Source organism: Cupriavidus sp. 05N40 (assembly GCF_056397305.1).
The window spans coordinates 1-15,860 of record NZ_JBFTND010000176.1 but is presented as its reverse complement, the minus strand read 5'-3'; the positions used below and the strand labels follow the sequence as shown (position 1 = coordinate 15,860).

At 67.3% G+C, this 15,860-nt stretch carries 13 protein-coding genes and 1 pseudogene; 7 read left to right on the top strand and 7 right to left on the bottom strand.

Annotation, left to right across the window (positions count from 1 at the left end; all coding sequences use genetic code 11):
* The first annotated feature begins 2 nt into the window (after positions 1 to 2).
* From AC1DO7_RS30795 to AC1DO7_RS30785, 3 genes are all read left to right on the top strand, one after another.
* Positions 3 to 596, top strand: a complete 594-nt coding sequence (locus AC1DO7_RS30795) for a sugar transferase (RefSeq protein ID WP_441613324.1) — start codon at positions 3 to 5, stop codon at positions 594 to 596.
* 33 nt (positions 597 to 629) lie between these two features.
* Complete coding sequence (locus tag AC1DO7_RS30790; RefSeq protein ID WP_477116942.1) at positions 630 to 1,760, top strand: acyltransferase family protein; 1,131 nt, start codon at positions 630 to 632, stop codon at positions 1,758 to 1,760.
* Positions 1,761 to 1,984: 224 nt separating this feature from the next.
* Positions 1,985 to 2,677, top strand: coding sequence for a class I SAM-dependent methyltransferase (locus tag AC1DO7_RS30785; RefSeq protein ID WP_477116941.1), 693 nt, complete (start codon positions 1,985 to 1,987; stop codon positions 2,675 to 2,677).
* Between the two features lie 99 nt (positions 2,678 to 2,776).
* On the opposite strand, the gene AC1DO7_RS30780 is transcribed toward AC1DO7_RS30785, so the two are convergent.
* The 6 genes and pseudogenes from AC1DO7_RS30780 to AC1DO7_RS30755 form a co-directional block, all read right to left on the bottom strand.
* Positions 2,777 to 3,625 carry a Wzz/FepE/Etk N-terminal domain-containing protein gene (locus AC1DO7_RS30780; RefSeq protein WP_441613267.1) on the bottom strand — a complete coding sequence of 283 codons (849 nt, stop codon included), beginning with the start codon at positions 3,623 to 3,625 and terminating at the stop codon, positions 2,777 to 2,779.
* Between the two features lie 110 nt (positions 3,626 to 3,735).
* Positions 3,736 to 4,845, bottom strand: coding sequence for a glycosyltransferase family 4 protein (locus AC1DO7_RS30775; protein WP_441613266.1), 1,110 nt, complete (start codon positions 4,843 to 4,845; stop codon positions 3,736 to 3,738).
* Positions 4,842 to 6,092: a lipopolysaccharide biosynthesis protein gene (locus tag AC1DO7_RS30770; protein ID WP_441613265.1), complete on the bottom strand. Its 1,251-nt coding sequence runs from the start codon at positions 6,090 to 6,092 to the stop codon at positions 4,842 to 4,844. The genes AC1DO7_RS30775 and AC1DO7_RS30770 overlap by 4 nt, the downstream gene beginning before the upstream one ends.
* Complete coding sequence (locus AC1DO7_RS30765; RefSeq protein ID WP_441613264.1) at positions 6,092 to 7,216, bottom strand: glycosyltransferase; 1,125 nt, start codon at positions 7,214 to 7,216, stop codon at positions 6,092 to 6,094. Before AC1DO7_RS30765 ends, AC1DO7_RS30770 begins: the two co-directional genes overlap by 1 nt.
* Before the next feature lie 35 nt (positions 7,217 to 7,251).
* Positions 7,252 to 8,568: a sugar transferase gene (locus tag AC1DO7_RS30760; RefSeq protein WP_477116940.1), complete on the bottom strand. Its 1,317-nt coding sequence runs from the start codon at positions 8,566 to 8,568 to the stop codon at positions 7,252 to 7,254.
* Positions 8,565 to 9,471 (bottom strand): annotated as a pseudogene (locus AC1DO7_RS30755) (glycosyltransferase). Before AC1DO7_RS30755 ends, AC1DO7_RS30760 begins: the two are co-directional and overlap by 4 nt.
* Before the next feature lie 215 nt (positions 9,472 to 9,686).
* Here AC1DO7_RS30755 and AC1DO7_RS30750 point away from each other — a divergent pair.
* The 4 genes from AC1DO7_RS30750 to AC1DO7_RS30735 all read left to right on the top strand — a co-directional run bounded on the left by AC1DO7_RS30750 (position 9,687) and on the right by AC1DO7_RS30735 (position 14,514).
* Positions 9,687 to 11,072, top strand: coding sequence for a phosphomannomutase/phosphoglucomutase (locus tag AC1DO7_RS30750; RefSeq protein ID WP_441613261.1), 1,386 nt, complete (start codon positions 9,687 to 9,689; stop codon positions 11,070 to 11,072).
* Positions 11,073 to 11,076: 4 nt separating this feature from the next.
* A complete protein-coding gene (gene waaC / locus AC1DO7_RS30745; protein ID WP_477116939.1) occupies positions 11,077 to 12,162 on the top strand; it encodes a lipopolysaccharide heptosyltransferase I in 1,086 nt (361 codons plus the stop codon).
* Positions 12,162 to 13,487: a lipid IV(A) 3-deoxy-D-manno-octulosonic acid transferase gene (waaA, locus tag AC1DO7_RS30740; protein WP_441613259.1), complete on the top strand. Its 1,326-nt coding sequence runs from the start codon at positions 12,162 to 12,164 to the stop codon at positions 13,485 to 13,487. The genes waaC and waaA overlap by 1 nt, the downstream gene beginning before the upstream one ends.
* A 184-nt stretch (positions 13,488 to 13,671) precedes the next feature.
* The gene (locus AC1DO7_RS30735; RefSeq protein ID WP_441613258.1) at positions 13,672 to 14,514 is read left to right on the top strand and encodes an META and DUF4377 domain-containing protein; all 843 of its coding nucleotides are present in this window, start codon (positions 13,672 to 13,674) and stop codon (positions 14,512 to 14,514) included.
* 97 nt (positions 14,515 to 14,611) lie between these two features.
* Here the strand turns inward: AC1DO7_RS30735 and AC1DO7_RS30730 are convergent.
* Positions 14,612 to 15,860: TolC family outer membrane protein (locus tag AC1DO7_RS30730; RefSeq protein ID WP_477116938.1), on the bottom strand; the 1,249-nt coding region annotated here is incomplete at its 5' end.

Genomic DNA, 15,860 nt, shown 5'->3' with positions numbered 1-15,860 from the left:
TGCTGATCAAGAGGCTCTTCGACCTGGTCGCCAGCGCGGCCGGCCTGCTCGTGATGGCGCCGGTGTTTGCCGCCATTGCCATCGCCATCAAGCGCGAGTCGCCCGGCCCGGTGTTCTTCCGCCAGGAGCGCGTGGGCCTGCACGGGCGTACGTTCCACATCCACAAGTTCCGCACCATGGTCGTGTCGGGCGAGGGGAAGGGGCCGCTGATCACGATCGGCGCGGATCGCCGCATCACCGCCAGCGGTGCATTCCTGCGCAAGTACAAGCTCGATGAACTGGCCCAGCTGATCGACGTGTTCACCGGCGAGATGAGCCTGGTCGGGCCGCGGCCGGAAGTGCCCAAATATGTAGCGCTGTACCCGGCCGACGTGCGCGAGACCGTGCTGAGCGTAAGGCCGGGCATCACCGACCTGGCTTCGATCGAGTACAAGGACGAGAATGCGCTGCTCGGCAAGAGCGCGGATCCGGAGCGCACCTATGTCGAGGAAGTGATGCCGGCCAAGCTGCGGTACTGCGTGGAGTATGTGCGGAACCGGTCGCTCTGGCTCGATCTGCGCATCATTTATCGCACTGTCGTGGCTGTGCTCACGTAATGTACGGACAGCAAGCGGGAGCCTAGGTATCACATGACGTTCAGACCCCTCACTGGTGCAGAATCCGACCAGCTTGACTCGCTGCGGGGGATGTCGGCGTTTGCCGTGGTCGTCGGGCACGCGAATCAGATCCTGGTTGCGCCAGCGTCCGACAAACTCAGCCCGCTAATGGGGCTGCTGGCCCAGAGCGCGGTCATGGTGTTCTTTGTTTTGAGCGGCTTCCTGATCGGCAAGTCCGTGTCAGGCAATGTGGCCCGGCACGGTGGCACGTTTTCGCTGGCGAGGTATCTCGGCGATCGCATCATCCGGATCTGGCCGCCGCTGTTGGTTTCCCTGCTGCTCATCTTCTGTCTGTTCAAGCTTGCGCCGCTGCTGTTTCCAAGCGGAACCAACGCATTCTTGCCGGCGCCCGGACATGCGCTGGCCCGGTCCGCCTTTATCAGCGACAACACCCAACTGCTTGGCTCGGCGCTGATGCTCAATGGTTTTGTTACCGACACGCCGAACGCCAACGGTCCTCTGTGGAGCCTTTCCATCGAGGTCTGGTACTACGTTCTGGCAGCGCTTCTTGCCGTGCCGCGAGGATGGTGGAAACTGCTGGCACTACCGCTGATCGGCACCGTGATCTGGCATGGCGCGAACAACGAACAATTCCTCTATTACCTTCCTGTATGGTGGGCAGGGTACCTGCTTGCTGTGCTGCACGACGACGGGCTCTTGCGTCGCGCAAAGTTGTGGTGGTGTGCGGTGGCGGTTTTCTTTGCGGCGGCGCTATGGTTCGGGCTGCGTTTCCTGTGGGCAAGCTATGCTCACGATCCTGTCGCGGACCAGCTGATCACCATAGCGCGATTCAACATTGCCATAGGTTTTGGTGTCTTTGCGCTGCTTGCATTGATGCTGCAGGGCCGTATCCGGGTTCGCGCCTTTGCTCGCAAGGCGGCCAGGTACTCCTACACCTTGTATATCATTCACGCACCGCTTCTTCTTTTTGCGTTCGGCGTCCTGCAACCGCATGTGCAAGATTCGATCGGCCGCAGTGTCCTGGCCTCGGTCATTGCTATCCTCGGCGTCAGCCTTCTCTCTATAGCCGTCTCGCGGGTTGTTGAGAACCGCGCGCTGCTCGTGYCATTGTTCTTCTCCTGGCGAACCCAGGCGCAACGCTAGTCGCCTGTCGATCGTCACCGGAAAATGTTCTCCGCGCAACGCACGGCGGACCTTGCCGGCTGATTCTTCCTGGGCGGTTGCATTCTGGTGAACCCGCGAGCCCTTCCACGCTTTGCATTGTTCTGGTACGCTCATTTGTCAGGCCTGTAACATGTCTGCTATAAAAGACATGGGTGTTGCGCTGGGCGCATAGCCTCCCGGCAACCCCTTCGATCGGCCTTCGCATGACCACACCGGAGCATTCCTCAATGGCTGCAAGACAGAGCGAAATTTTTTCGACAGGCGGGGAAGGTGACCGCTACTTCCAGCGCAACCGCGCGTTCTATTCAGACAAACGCTCGGCCGACGAATTGAGCGCGGCCGCGGTGCTCTACAGCAAGTACATCAAGCCAGATGATCTGGTGCTGGAAGTCGGAAGTTCGACGGGCGTCAATCTTGCAGCGATCTGCCAGGAGACTCGGTGCCGCGGCGTCGGCATTGACCCTTCGGCCGACGCAGTCGGCAAGGGCCAGCAACTGTTTCCCCATCTGGACCTGCGCGTCGGGACTGCCGACCGGCTGGATTTTGCCGACCATTCCCTCGACTTCATCCTGTTTGGATTTTGTCTTTACCTGGTTGACCGCGAGCACATCACACGCGTCGTGGCGGAGGCAGATCGTTGCCTGCGCGACGGCGGCTGGATCGGCATCACGGATTTCATGCCGGACGTGCCGACCGCGCGGCCCTATGCGCACCGCGCCGGGATTACCTCGTACAAGCTGGACTACAGCCGACTGTTCACGGCGTTTCCACATTTCCAACTGGTGGAGTCGTCCTGCTTCAATCACACTGACAACCGTTATTCCTCGGATCCGCAGGAACGGCTCTCGGCGCAGGTGATCCACAAGCAGACGAGCGGAGGATATCAGCGGATCTAGATGGCCGCCGCCGGGCCGAGGCCATCTGGCCCACAACGGGCGGATCCATGGCCACGCCCCGGGCTCTATTCTGCTATGGGGCTCGCGTCGGAGTAACGCCTACGAACGACGCGAATTGCGCGCCAGCGCGATCAAGAGGCCGGCCATCAGCCCGATGGCCGCACCGGCTACCGCGTACAGCAACTTACCGGGCGAGGAGGGACGCTGGGGAGCGTAGTATTCGCCCAGCACCCGTGTCGGGTAGGTCCTCAGGGTCGCAAGGCCGTCTTCTAGTTGTATCTTTTGCTGCCCCAGGGCCAAAACCCGCGCGCTGACGACGGCTAGGATATTGGTAGTGAAAAGATCTTGCGTGGTCGTTCGGCTCTCGCTTGACTTCAACGCCGTGTAGGTACGCTGATAGTCCTGTTCCGCTACGGCAAGCTTTGTCAACGAGTTGGCGAGATCGGCTTTCATACGCTCCACTGCAGGTGCGTATACCTTCTCATGTTCCGCGGACAGCGTCTTGAATGAGACATCAAGCGCACGAATGGCCTGCTCGCGGGAATATCCGGAGACCTGGACGTTGATCAGGTCGATGCTTTTCGCTGGCGCTGAGCGCAGCGAATCAAACAGCAGCGCCGATTCCGGGGAATTGGCATCCGGTGCGGGCAAACCCATGTTCTTGAGCACGTCCAGGCGAAAGCTTGGCAGGTTATAACGGTCGGATGCCGTCAGCTGTGCCTCGATGAGCTTGCTGATATTGCTCCCGCCCGAACTGGGAGTCGTCACTTGGCCGATCTGGACAGTCATCTTGGCAGTCCACTGAGGTGGCTGGAAGAAGGAATATCCGATCGCGCCGGCAACACCAATGACGGTGGTTGCTAGCAGGAGCTTTGCTGATTTCGCAAAAAACAGTTGCAATGCTTTCGATGAGAGGTTCTCGGGCGAGTTTTCTGGTGTCAACGGCATGGGGGGGACAAGCCTAAGAAGCTTTGTACGTATGAGTCATTGATTGTAACGCGGATCACAACAACGCCCTGATTTGATGCGCATTTCCTACTTTTGTTGGTGCAAGCTTGCTAGACGGTGCTGATTCGGGATGTGCGCCCCGCCATGGCAAGCAGTGACTGCCAGTTTTTGGAGATCGTGTCGACCCCGAAGGGGGTGGCAAACTGTCTGGCTTCTCGGGCAAGCGACTCTTGCAGAGATACGTCGCCCATCAGTAGTGAGAGTTTTTCTCCTAACGATCCAGAATTCTCGGGGTGCGCAACCAGCCCGTTCTCCCCATCCCGTACCAGTTCCCTCGGTCCTGTCTCGCAATCGGTCGACACCACGGGCAACCCGAACGCCATCGCCTCCAGCAACACCAGTCCGAAGCCCTCATAGCGCGAACTCAGGCAGAAGATCGCCGCGCTCCGGTAGCACGATTCCATGTCCGCGCGCGTTCCCGGCATGCTGACCGAGCCGGCGATATCCAACTCGCCGGCCAGTGCTTCGAGCGCTTCACGCTCTTCACCTTCGCCGATGATCTCGAGTCGCCAGTCGGGGTGGCCAGCTGCTACCCGCGCCCAGGCGTTCAGCAGGACATCGAAGCCCTTGGCGCGCACGAGGCGGCCGACCGCGAGGACCGTCTTCGACTCCCGGCTGGCGGGCATCTCGGGGAACGGGAACGGCAATGGGTTGGAAATGACCTCGATGCGGCTGCGCGGCGTCAAGGCAGTCTGCCACCGCCGCTTGTCGCGCTCCGTCAATACCACCACCGCTTCGCAGGTCCGGGCGGCGAGCCGCCGCGCAATCCGTCGCGCGCGCTTCCCGAGATCTTCATCGAAATGACAATGCTCCCACGCAATCCTGCGTACGTTCAGCCCCAGCGTCGCCGGCAGTGTGAACAAGGTCAGCATGGTGTCGACTTCGATCAGTACGTCGATGCCCTGTTGCGTGACAAAGCGCCGGATGCCGAGCACCGTTGAGAAGTAGGCCCGCTTGAATGAGGGCCGCTGCGCGAACAGGGCGTGGTGCCTGACGGCGGGATGGAGCGTGAAGCAACTGCGCTCGTCCCACAGGCTCAGTATGCTGACCGGATAGCCGCGCTCGGCGAGCGCGTTGGCGATGACCGCGGTCATCCGCTCTGCGCCGGCAAAGGCATTGAGCGTGCCGGTCAGGAAGCAGATCGTCGGAAGTGATGTCATGTCGTTGCCAGCGCCGGCGCCTTCCTGCTGCGCCACCAGAGGAACACGCCAAAGGCAACCGCGATGGCGTTGCCAACCGTATAGCCGCCGACCGCGCCCCAGGCGCCATAGGTGGGCACGGTGGCCAGGTCGAACACGAGCGTGACGCCAAGCACGCCCGCCCACTTGATGGCGATCCAATCCGGCCGGCGCAGGTAGACCGGCAACAGGGTCAGGCCCACGTCGGCGAAGATGAGCGTGGAGGAGACGGCCGCGGCGCGCAGCAGCGACGCGGTGGGCGCGAACGCGTGACCGTACAGGAGTTGCACGATCCAAGGTGCGCCGACGGCGATCAGGATTGCGCCGCACAGGCCGGTCGCCGTCATGCCCAGCACAATGCGGGCAATGTTCGCACGCGCGATTGCCAGCTCGGCCTTGCCGTACACATACATCGGCGCGACGCCTGCCGCCAGGATGGTGGCCACGACCGTGTAGTTGTCCAGTATCTGCATGCAGGCCGCGTATGCGCCGAAGTCGGCGAGCGGCACCGCGGGCTGCAGCACGAGCTGGTCGATCCGGCGCGCGCCCATCATCAGCATGAAGCTGACCCAGAACAGCGCGCCGCTGCTCATCAGCTCGCGCGTGACGCGGTAGTCGTACTGCACGCTGCCGCGCTGTGCGTGCGTGTAGTAGTGGATTGCCAGCAGGCAGGCCATGATGACGGCTTCGATTGCGAAGGCGCCGGCATACAAGGGCACGCTGTGCTTGCCCGCGACGAACAGGGCTGCCACGAGGCCGGCCTTGACGGCCAGCGATGCCAGGCTGAACAGCGTGTTGGGCCGGTTATTGGTGTGCGCCTGCATCCAGGCCACCACGATGCCGAACGGCTCGCGTAGCAGGATGGCGATGCCGAGCAGCAGGGCAGCGGTCCAGGTCTCCTGTGCCGGATGTTGCAGCAGCAGGTAACCGCACATCAGCAGGTAGCCAAGGATGGCGCCGCCGAGGCGCAGCGAGAAGGCGTGCGCGAGCAGGCGGTGCTGGGCCTGCGGCAGGGTGGTGGCGACCAGGCGGGGCACAATGACTTCGCCGCCGCAGATGAGCGCCACCGAGGCGGCGATCAGCACGACGGCCTGCGCGTACTGGAAGTGGGCGAAGCCCTCTGGGCCCAGCGCGCGCGCAAGCATGGCGACGATGCCGATGCCGGCGGCGACCTGGATGCCGCGTTCGGCCAGCATCCAGAGCAGGTTCCCGGCGACGCGGCGCCGCATCAGGCGGGCTCCGCGCAGCTTGCGGCGCCGGCGGTGGCGAGCCTGGCGTAGCAGGCCAGCCATTGGCGGGCAACGGCTTCGATGCCGAAGCGCGCGGCGATGCGCTGGCGGCGCGCGGCTTGTGCCGCGGGGGAGCCGGTGCCGGCGGCCAGCGCGGTGCGGATCGCGGCTGCCAGCGCGGCGGCGTCGCCCCGCGGTACGACCTGCCCCGCATCGCCGAGCATGTCGGCGACGCCTGGCGCATCGGTGGAGACGACCGGGCATCCGCATGCCAGCGCTTCGGCAATCGCCAGCGGCATGCCTTCGATCTGCGAAGACAGGACGAAGAGGTCGGCAGCGTTCAGTAGCGCGGGGATATCGCGGCGCATGCCGAGCAGCGATGCGCGCTCGGCCAGGCCGCGCCGGCCGATGTCATCGGCCAGCGCCGCGCGGGCCGGACCGTCGCCGGCAATCATGAGCCGCGGGCTCGCCTGCGCATTGTCTTCGAGGCGGCTGAACGCATCCAGGAGCAGGTCCTGTGCCTTCTCCGGCACCAGCCGGCCGACATTGAGCACAAGTGCCGTGCCCGGCGGCACGCCGAGGGCGCTGCGCGTAGCCTGCCGCAGCCCGGGCTGGGGGCGGAAGCGCTCGATGTCGATGCCGTTCGGCACCACGACGATGCGACCGGGCGGCACCGCGCCGGCATCGATCATGCCTTGCCGGCCGTCGGCACTGACGTGGGTGGTGAGCGTGGCCCAGCGGTCGGTCAGCCGGTACGCGAGCATGCGCAGCCGGCCGCCTTCGCGATAGCTGTGCGCGGTGCAGACCACGGGCGGCGTGCGCGAAACCCGCGTCAACACCCGCGCGAACACATTGGCATGGATCATGTGCGCGTGGATGACATCCGGCCGCCAGTCGCGCACGAAGCCGCGCACGCGCCACAGCGCGCGTGCCATCGACCACGGTGTCTTGCGCATGTCCACGCAGAACAGCGTTGCCGCTTCGGGCAGGTCGACCTCGCGCCCGGGCGCGAGGCTGACTACGGCCACGGCGTGGCCGAGCGCGATGAACTGCCGCGCGAGCGCGGCTACCTGCTGTTCGGCGCCGCCGATCCTGAGGCCGGTGCTAAGCAGCAGGATGCGCATTGGGGGGGGAGGATGGCCGGGACGGAGTGGCTGGTTCACCGTGCCCCATACCCCGTCAACAACGTCCGCAAGGTCTTCACCGCGATCAGCAGGTCCAGCGCGAACGAGCAGTGCTTGACGTAGTACAGGTCGTAGCTGAGCTTGGTCACGGTTTCTTCGTGCGTGCCGACGTAGCCCTGCTGCACCTGCGCCCAGCCGGACAGGCCCGGCCGCACCAGGTGACGGTAGGGATAGTAAGCGATGGTGCGGGCGAACTCTTCGACCATCGGCACTTGCTCGGGGCGGGGGCCGATGAGGCTCATGTCGCCAACCAGCACGTTCCAGAGCTGCGGGATTTCGTCGAGGCGGTACTTGCGGATGATGCGGCCCACGCGGGTCACGCGCGGATCGCGGCGGGCGGCGAACTGGGCGGGGGCGCCGATGTCGTATCCCATGCTGCGGAACTTGAACATGGTGAAGGGTTTGCCGAACAGGCCGACACGGGCCTGGCGGAACAGCGCCGGGCCGGGCGACTCGAGGCGGATCGCGGCGCCCACGGCCAGGCCCACGGGCAGCGCGAACGGCGCCAGGCACAGCACGGCGGCCAGGTCGATCATGCGCTTGGCGAAGCTGTAGAAGTAGTGGGCGGCGTAGTCGTCGAGGAAATTCTCGTCGATGTGGGCCAGGCCGACGCGCCCGGTCAGCATCTCGCCGATCCGCTCCACGGAGTACATGCGCACGTGGCTGAGCTTGAACTGGGCGAGAAGGCGGGTGCGTTCGGGGTCCGCGGTGGCGTTGCGCTCGAGCATGAGGCCGTCGCAGTGCACGGCTTCGTYGAGCGAGCTGATGGCCTGGAAGCGGGTGGGGCTGGCCGGCGCGGCGCCGGGCATGGCGAGGATCTGTTCGAGCTGCGCGAGCGTGGCGGGATCGGAGTAGCCGAATACGGGCACGTAGTTGCGCACGTAGCGCCGGTAGCCGAACCAGATCCAGCCCAGCGTGGTGAGGTAGCTGAGCAGCAGCGCGCCGCGCGAGTATTCGAGGTGGAAGGCGGCGAAGACGAACAGCAGCGCGGCGAAGGGCAGGGTGGTGGCGAGGCCGACCAGGCTGTTGCCTTCCATCGCGGGCAGGTGCAGCGAGCGGTGCAGCAGCACGAAGGCGAACAGGTAGGGCAGCACCGACCACAGCAGCGTGCGGGTGAACACGTAGGTGACCAGTCCGGCGTGGTGGGCCAGTTCGGCCAGCGCGGTATTGAGGGCGAACAGCAACAGGCCGAACAGCGCCCAGGCCAGCATGCGGCTGGCGCGGCGGACGGTTTCGGAGCCCTGGGCGCGGCTGAGTTGCGCCGGGCGGGCGACGCTGTGGGTCTTGTTCATTGTCCGCTCGCTGAGCTGCTGGCCGCGGTGCGGACGGCCGGGCGCCTGCTGGCCAGCGCCTGTTGGTAGACCTCCCAGGTGGCCTCGGCCATCGGCGCCAGGCCGAACTCGCGCGCCCAGCGCGCGCGGGCGGCTTGTCCGAGGTCCTCGCGCAGCCCGGCATCGCTTGCCAGCCGGGTGAGCGCCGCGCTCCAGGCGTGTTCGTCGTTGCCGGGCACCAGCAGGCCGCAGGCGCCGTCGCCGAGCTGCTCCCGGATGCCGGGGAGATCGCTGGCGACGACCGGCAGGCCGGCGCGCATGGCTTCGAGCACCGAGAGCGGGAAGCCTTCGTGGTCCGATGGCACGGGCCGGCGTGTCGGCAATGCCGTTGCGGATCACGCTGATGCGCGATGCGGCCATCGGCAGCGTCGCGGCAAGCGTGCGTTCGGCCCGGGCCACGCAGATCAGCCGCGCGGTGAGCGGGGCTAGCAGCCATTCGGTCGCGCGCGCAGCCAGGCGCTGGCGCGCCGGGGCGGCCGCCTTGAAGGCGAAACCGTGCACCGTATAGACCACCGGCACGCCCAGCAGCCAGCCCGCGACCCGGCCCAGCGCGCCGGCCTTGGCACTGTGCGCGTGGATCAGGTCGGGCGCGGTGGCGCGCAGCGCCCCCAGCAGCTGGCGCAAGGCGGCCAGCGCGCGCAGCGGCGACAGCGCGTTGTCCAGCAGGGTCAGGCGCTCGGTGCGCGCGCCCAGGGCCCGCGCATGGTCCAGCAGCGGGCCGGTGCCGCCGGCCAGCAGCACCGGCTCGACCCTGTCGCGCAGCGCCGTCAGCAGGTCTGCCACGTGCGTCTGCGCTCCCCCGATCTCGGAGTTCGTGATCAGGTAGGCAATGCGAGGACGGGTAGCGGGCAGGGGAGAAGACACGGGTGGCACGGGGCAAGGACGGACTACCGGCAACGGCGGCCGGGACGGTACGCGGCGCCATTTTCAAGCATAGCCAGTCGATTATAACTGGCGCGCCCTGCGCATTCCGGCAAAATACGGTCTTTGGCGCGATTGCCCGCCGCTCGGCCCGCCGCGGCCGGCAATGGCGACCCGCAAGATGGCAAAACCTACCGATTACCCAGAGGATGTGACCCATGCAAGTTGATCCCTCCATTTTCAAGGCCTACGATATCCGTGGCATCGTCGACAAGACCCTGACGCGCGAAGTGGCGCGTGCGATCGGCCTGTCCTTCGGCTCTGCCGCGGCCGAACAGGGCGAACGCGCGGTGGTGGTCGGGCGCGACGGGCGCCTGTCGGGGCCCGACCTGCTGGGCGGCCTGGTCGAAGGCCTGCGCGCGGCGGGCATGGATGTGATCGATCTCGGCATGGTCGCCACGCCGATGGTCTATTTCGGCACCAATGTCGAACTGGCGGGCCGCCGGGCCGCCTCGGGCATCATGGTGACCGGCAGCCACAATCCGCCGGACTACAACGGCTTCAAGATGGTGCTGGGCGGCAAGGCGATCTACGGCGAGCAGATCCAGGCCCTGCGCCAGCGCATTGAATCCGGCAAGTTCGCAAGCGGCGCCGGCGGCTACCAGCAGGTCGACATCCGCCAGCAGTACCTGGACCGCATCGTCGGCGACGTCAGGCTGGCGCGCCCGATGAAGATCGCGCTCGATGCCGGCAACGGCGTGGCCGGCGCCTTCGTCGGCGACCTGTTCCGCGCGCTCGGCTGCGAGGTCACCGAGCTGTTCTGCGAGGTCGACGGCAACTTCCCCAATCACCATCCCGATCCCGCCCATGTGGAAAACCTGCAGGACCTGATGCAGTGCCTGCGCGAGACCGACTGCGAGCTGGGCCTGGCCTTCGACGGCGACGGCGACCGCCTCGGCGTGGTGACCAAGGACGGCCAGGTGATCTTCCCCGACCGCCAGCTGATGCTGTTCGCCGAGGAGATCCTGGCCCGCAACCCGGGCCAGCAGATCATCTACGACGTCAAGTGCACCGGCAAGCTGGCGCCGTGGATCCGCCAGCATGGCGGCCAGCCGCTGATGTGGAAGACCGGCCACTCGCTGGTCAAGGCCAAGCTCAAGGAAACCGGCGCGCCGCTGGCCGGCGAGATGAGCGGCCACGTGTTCTTCAAGGACCGCTGGTACGGTTTCGACGATGGCCTGTACACCGGCGCGCGCCTGCTCGAGATCCTCTCGAAGGAGGCCGACCCGAGCGCGGTGCTCAACGCCTTGCCCAACTCGAACTGCACGCCCGAGCTGCAGCTCAAGTGCGCGGAAGGCGAGGCCTTCACGCTGCTGGACAAGATCCGCGCCAATGCGAAGTTCGATGGCGCGCGCGAGGTCATCACCATCGACGGTGTGCGCGTGGAGTATGCCGACGGCTTCGGCCTGGCGCGCCCTTCCAACACCACGCCGGTGGTGGTGATGCGCTTCGAGGCCGACAGCGATGCCGCGCTGGCCCGCATCCAGGCCGAGTTCAAACGCGTGATCCTGGCCGAAAAGCCGGACGCGCAACTGCCGTTCTGAGCGGATGCCGTTGACCGCGCCCACGAAGGGCGGAACGGGTGGCGTGGGTGAAACGGGCGTGGCCGCGCCGCCGCATGCGCTGCCGGCTCGCCCGCGCATCCTGGTGGTCAAGGTTTCTTCGCTGGGTGACGTGGTGCATAACATGCCGCTGGTGCATGACCTGCGCGCGCGCTGGCCGGAGTGCGAGATCGACTGGGTGGTGGAAGAGGGTTATGCCGAGCTGGTGCGCCTGCTGCCCGAAGTGCGCAAGGTGATCCCGTTCGCCCTGCGGCGCTGGCGCAAGCGGGTCTACCAGGGCGCCGCGTGGCGCGAGATCGGTGCCTTCCGGCGAGCGCTGCGCGAACAGGCCTACGATGCCGTGATCGAAACCCAGGGCCTGCTCAAGACCGCCGTGGTGGCGCGCGTGGCGCGCCGCCGCCCGGGCGCGCCGGTGATCGGACTGGGCAACGCCACGCAGGGCTCGGGCTACGAGCCGGCCGCGCGGCTGTTCTACACCGAGCCGGTGGCGGTGCCGCTGCAGACCCATTCGGTGCGGCGCTCGCGCTTGCTTGGCGCGGCGCTGACCGGCATCGCGCCGCCCGAACCGCCGCAGTTCTTCGGGCCGCAGGCGCGCAGCCTGCATGTCGACGATCCGTTGTGGTCGGGCTTGCCCGGACGCTATGCGGTGTGCTTCCACGCCACCGCGGGCGCGAAGAAACGCYGGCCGCTGGCCAGCTGGCATGAACTCGGCCGCCGCCTGGTGGCCGAAGGCCTGGACATGCTGCTGCCGTGGGGCAGCGAGGCCGAGCGGCGCGCGGCCGAGGAGATCGCCGCCGGCGTGCCGGGCGCGCAGGTGCTGCCGCGTTTCAGCGTGATGCAGGGCTTCGGCCTGATCAACCGCGCCGAGGTAGTGATCGGCGTYGATACGGGCCTGGTCCATATCGCCGCCGCGCTGTGCCGTCCTACCGTGGAAATCTATACCGCCACCTGGCGCTGGAAGACCGAAGGCTATTGGTCGGACAGCATCGCCAACGTGGGCGACGACGGCGTGGTGCCGCCGCCCGGCGAGGTCTACGCGGCCGCGCGGCGCGTGCGCGGGCTGGGGCGCTGATGCTGCGCGCCCTCTACAACCTGCTATGGCTGATCGCGCTGCCGGTGGCCCTGTTGCGCCTGGTCTGGCGCGCGCGCAAAGAGCCGGGCTATGTGCAGCACGTCGGCGAGCGCCTCGGTGCGTACGGCCGGCTGCCCGCGGCCGGCCCCTGGCTGTGGGTCCATGCGGTGTCGGTCGGCGAGACGCGCGCGGCGCAGCCGCTGATCGAGGCGCTGCTGGCAGGGTATCCGTCTCACCGTCTCCTGCTCACGCACATGACGCCGACCGGCCGCCAGACCGGCGCCCAGCTGTTCGGCAACCAGCCGCGCGTGACGCAGTGCTACCTGCCCTACGACCTGCCCTGGCTGGTCCGGCGTTTCCTGCGCCATTTCCGTCCCGCGGCGGGCATGCTGATGGAAACCGAGGTGTGGCCGAGCCTGGTGCGCGGCGCGCGGTTGGAGGGCGTGCCGCTGTTGCTGGTCAACGCCCGGCTGTCGCCGCGCAGCTATCGGCGCACGGCCCGCTTCGGGCAGGCCGCCACCGCCATGTATCGCGACTTCACCGCGGTGCTGGCGCAGACCCAGGGCGATGCCGAACGCTTCCGCGCGCTCGGCCTGCCCTCCGTGCAGGTCACCGGCAACCTCAAGTTCGACATGCAGCTGCCCGAGGCCGGCCTGCGGCGCGGCCGCCTGCTGCGCCAGGGGTTTGGCGAGCGCGCCGTGTTCGCCGCCACCAGCACGCGCGAAGGCGAGGAGGCGCTGGTGCTGGCGGCATTCGCACGCTGGCAGGCGCTGGCCGCGACGGCACCGGTGCCCGTGCCGCGCCCGGCGCTGCTGCTGGTGCCGCGCCATCCGCAGCGCTTCGATGAAGTAGCGGGGCTGGTCGCGCGCAACGGCTTCTCGCTGGTTCGCCGCAGCGCTCTCGGCGATGCCGCGGCATGGGAGCAGGCGGGCCTGCCGGAGCCGGTCGCGGCGGATGTGCTGCTGGGCGATTCGATGGGCGAGATGGCGCTGTACTTCGCGGCCTCGGACATTGCGTTCATCGGTGGCAGCCTGCTGCCGCTGGGCGGGCAGAACCTGATCGAGGCGTGCGCCGCAGGCACGCCGGTGCTGATCGGCCCGCACACCTTCAACTTCGCGCAGGCGACCGAAGACGCCATTGCCGCAGGTGCCTGCCGGCGCGTGGCCGATGCCGACGAACTGATGCGCACCGCAGCGGCGGTGCTGGGCGATGCGCCCGGGCTGGCCGCCATGCGCGATGCCGCGCGCGAGTTCTCGGTGCTCCATCGTGGCGCCACGCAGCGGACCATGGCCGCTCTCGCCCAGGTGATCGGCGCGGCGCATTAGGCCTGCAGGGGGACGCGGATGGCACGGGCTGCCTTCATGTAGGCGCGCGCCCGATGGGCCGCTCCCGCGCGGTTCGCTACACTATTCGGCGTGAGGGCCCGTCTGGCGGCCCCACCAGGCCCGCAAGCCGCCGTCGAGCAGCGCGGGCCGGCCAAGCCGCGCGCCCCCTACCAGGAGCTTCCAGATGCAGAAAACCTCTCGTGATCACTCCCGCATGCCCGCCGCGTGGGCGGTGCGTGCCGCCTGCGCCGCGCTGCTCTGCGCCGCCGTGGGTGCCTGCGCCACCGGCCCCGCGCCCGACTCCCCGGGTGCAAGCCCCAGCCTGAACCAGGCGCAGAGCGGCGGCCCCAGCCGCTGGGAACTGACGCGCTGGCAGCAGCCGGACGGCACGCTCAGGCAGATCCCGCATGGCGACAACGGCCAGCCGATCATCTTCGAGTTCAATAGCGGCATCGACTCGGCGCAAGGCACGGTCAGCGGCTACAGCGGCTGCAACCGCTTCACCGGCGGCTACGGCAAGACGGCTACCGGCATGCGCTTCGACAGGATGGCCGGCACGCGCATGGCCTGCGTGCCGCCGCGCGGCGAGCTGGAGGCCGCGCTGCTCAAGGCCATGCAGTCGCCGTTCACCACCGTGGGCACGCAGCCGTCGGCGGGGTCGACGGGGCGCCAGATTATCTGGAAGACCGTCGATGGCGACCTGCTGCAGTTCGTCGAGCGCGAGGGGGTGGGCAGGCGCGGCGAGAAGATGGATGCGCAGCAGGCCGGCGGCGTGGAGAAGATCGTCTACGTGGATTCACAGCGCGTGGAATGCAGTGGCGTCGGCAAGCAGACCTGCTATCGCGTGCGCGAGAATCCCGATGCGCCGTGGTCGCTCTGGTACGGCCCGATCGAAGGGCTCGATTTCGAGCCGGGCATGGCGTACAAGCTGCGCGTGCGCGAGACGCGAGTGGACAATCCCCCCGCGGATGCTTCGTCGGTCCGCTGGCAGCTGCTGGGGGTGGAGTCGCGTACGCGGGTCAACTGAGCGCTTCAACTGAGCGCTGCAGGCGCCACTGGCGCCCGCCAGGAAAAAACGCCGCGGTGGTAGCCGCGGCGTTTTTGTTTTCTGCCGGCGCGGGCGATCAGCTGCGCGGCGCGGGCGTGCCGGCGATGGCTTCCCGGCGCTGCGCGGCGCGCTTGCCTGCCGGCGCGCTTGCCGGCGTGGTGCCCGGCGCCGTGCCCAGCTTCAGCCTCTCCGGCAGCTTGTACATCGAGCCCGGCGACGAGGTCAGCAGGGTGTTGATCTGCAACACGTCTTCCTCGACCAGCGCGCCGGTGGCGGCCTTCAGGCGCAAGCCGTTCATGATGGTGTCGTAACGCGCCTTGGCGAGATCGCGGCGCGTGGAGAACAGCTGCGCCTCGGCGTTCAGCACGTCGATATTGATGCGCACGCCCACCTCGTAGCCGAGCTGGTTGGATTCCACCGCGCTTTGCGCCGAACGCTCGGCGGCTTCCAGCGCCTTGACCTGGGCCAGGCCGTTGAACACGCCGGAATAGGTCTGGCGCGCACTCTGGGCGGCGGTGCGGCGGGCGAACTCGAGGTCGCTGGCGGCCTTGTCCGCCAGCGCGGCGGTCTCGCGCACGCGCGACTGGACCTGGCCACCGCTGTAGATCGGCACATTCAGCTGCACGCCGATCTGGGCGCTGTTGTAGCGGCTGGAAATATTGACCTGCTGCGCCGCGCTGCCGGTGGAGTTGACGAAGCCGTACGATGCCACGAGATCGACCGAGGGCAGGTGTCCGGCTCGCGCCTTGTTGTATTCGCGCTGTGCGGTGTCGAGGTTGTAGCGGGCCAGGCCGACTTGCGGATTGGTGTTCTCGGCCTGGCTGGCCCAGGTATTGACGTCGGCCGGAAGCGGGCCGGGGAGCTCGGCGGCGGTGCGCAATCCCGGCAGTTCGTCGACCGGCTTGCCGGTGATCTGCTGCAGGTTGGCGCGCTTGATTTCGAGGTCGCTCTGCGCCGCGATCTCGGTCGAAATGGCCAGGTCGTAGCGCGCCTGCGCATCATTGGCGTCGGTAATGGTGGCGGTACCGACCTCGAAGTTGCGCTTGGCCTGCGCCAGCTGCTCGGCGATGGCCTTCTTCTGCGCGCCGGCCAGGTAGAGGTTGTCCTGCGAGGCCAGCACGTCGAAGTAGGCCTGCGAGGTGCGCGTGATCAGGTCGAGCTGCGCCTGGCTGAACGTGACTTCGCCCGCCAGCGCGGCCAGCTCGCCCTGCTTGTAGGTTTCCCAGCGATCCCAGCGGAACAGCGGCTGGACCAGTTGCAGCGACCAGTTGTTGTTGTTGAGAAAGCGGTCCGCCACGATCGGGACCGTCTGGTCCACATTGGTG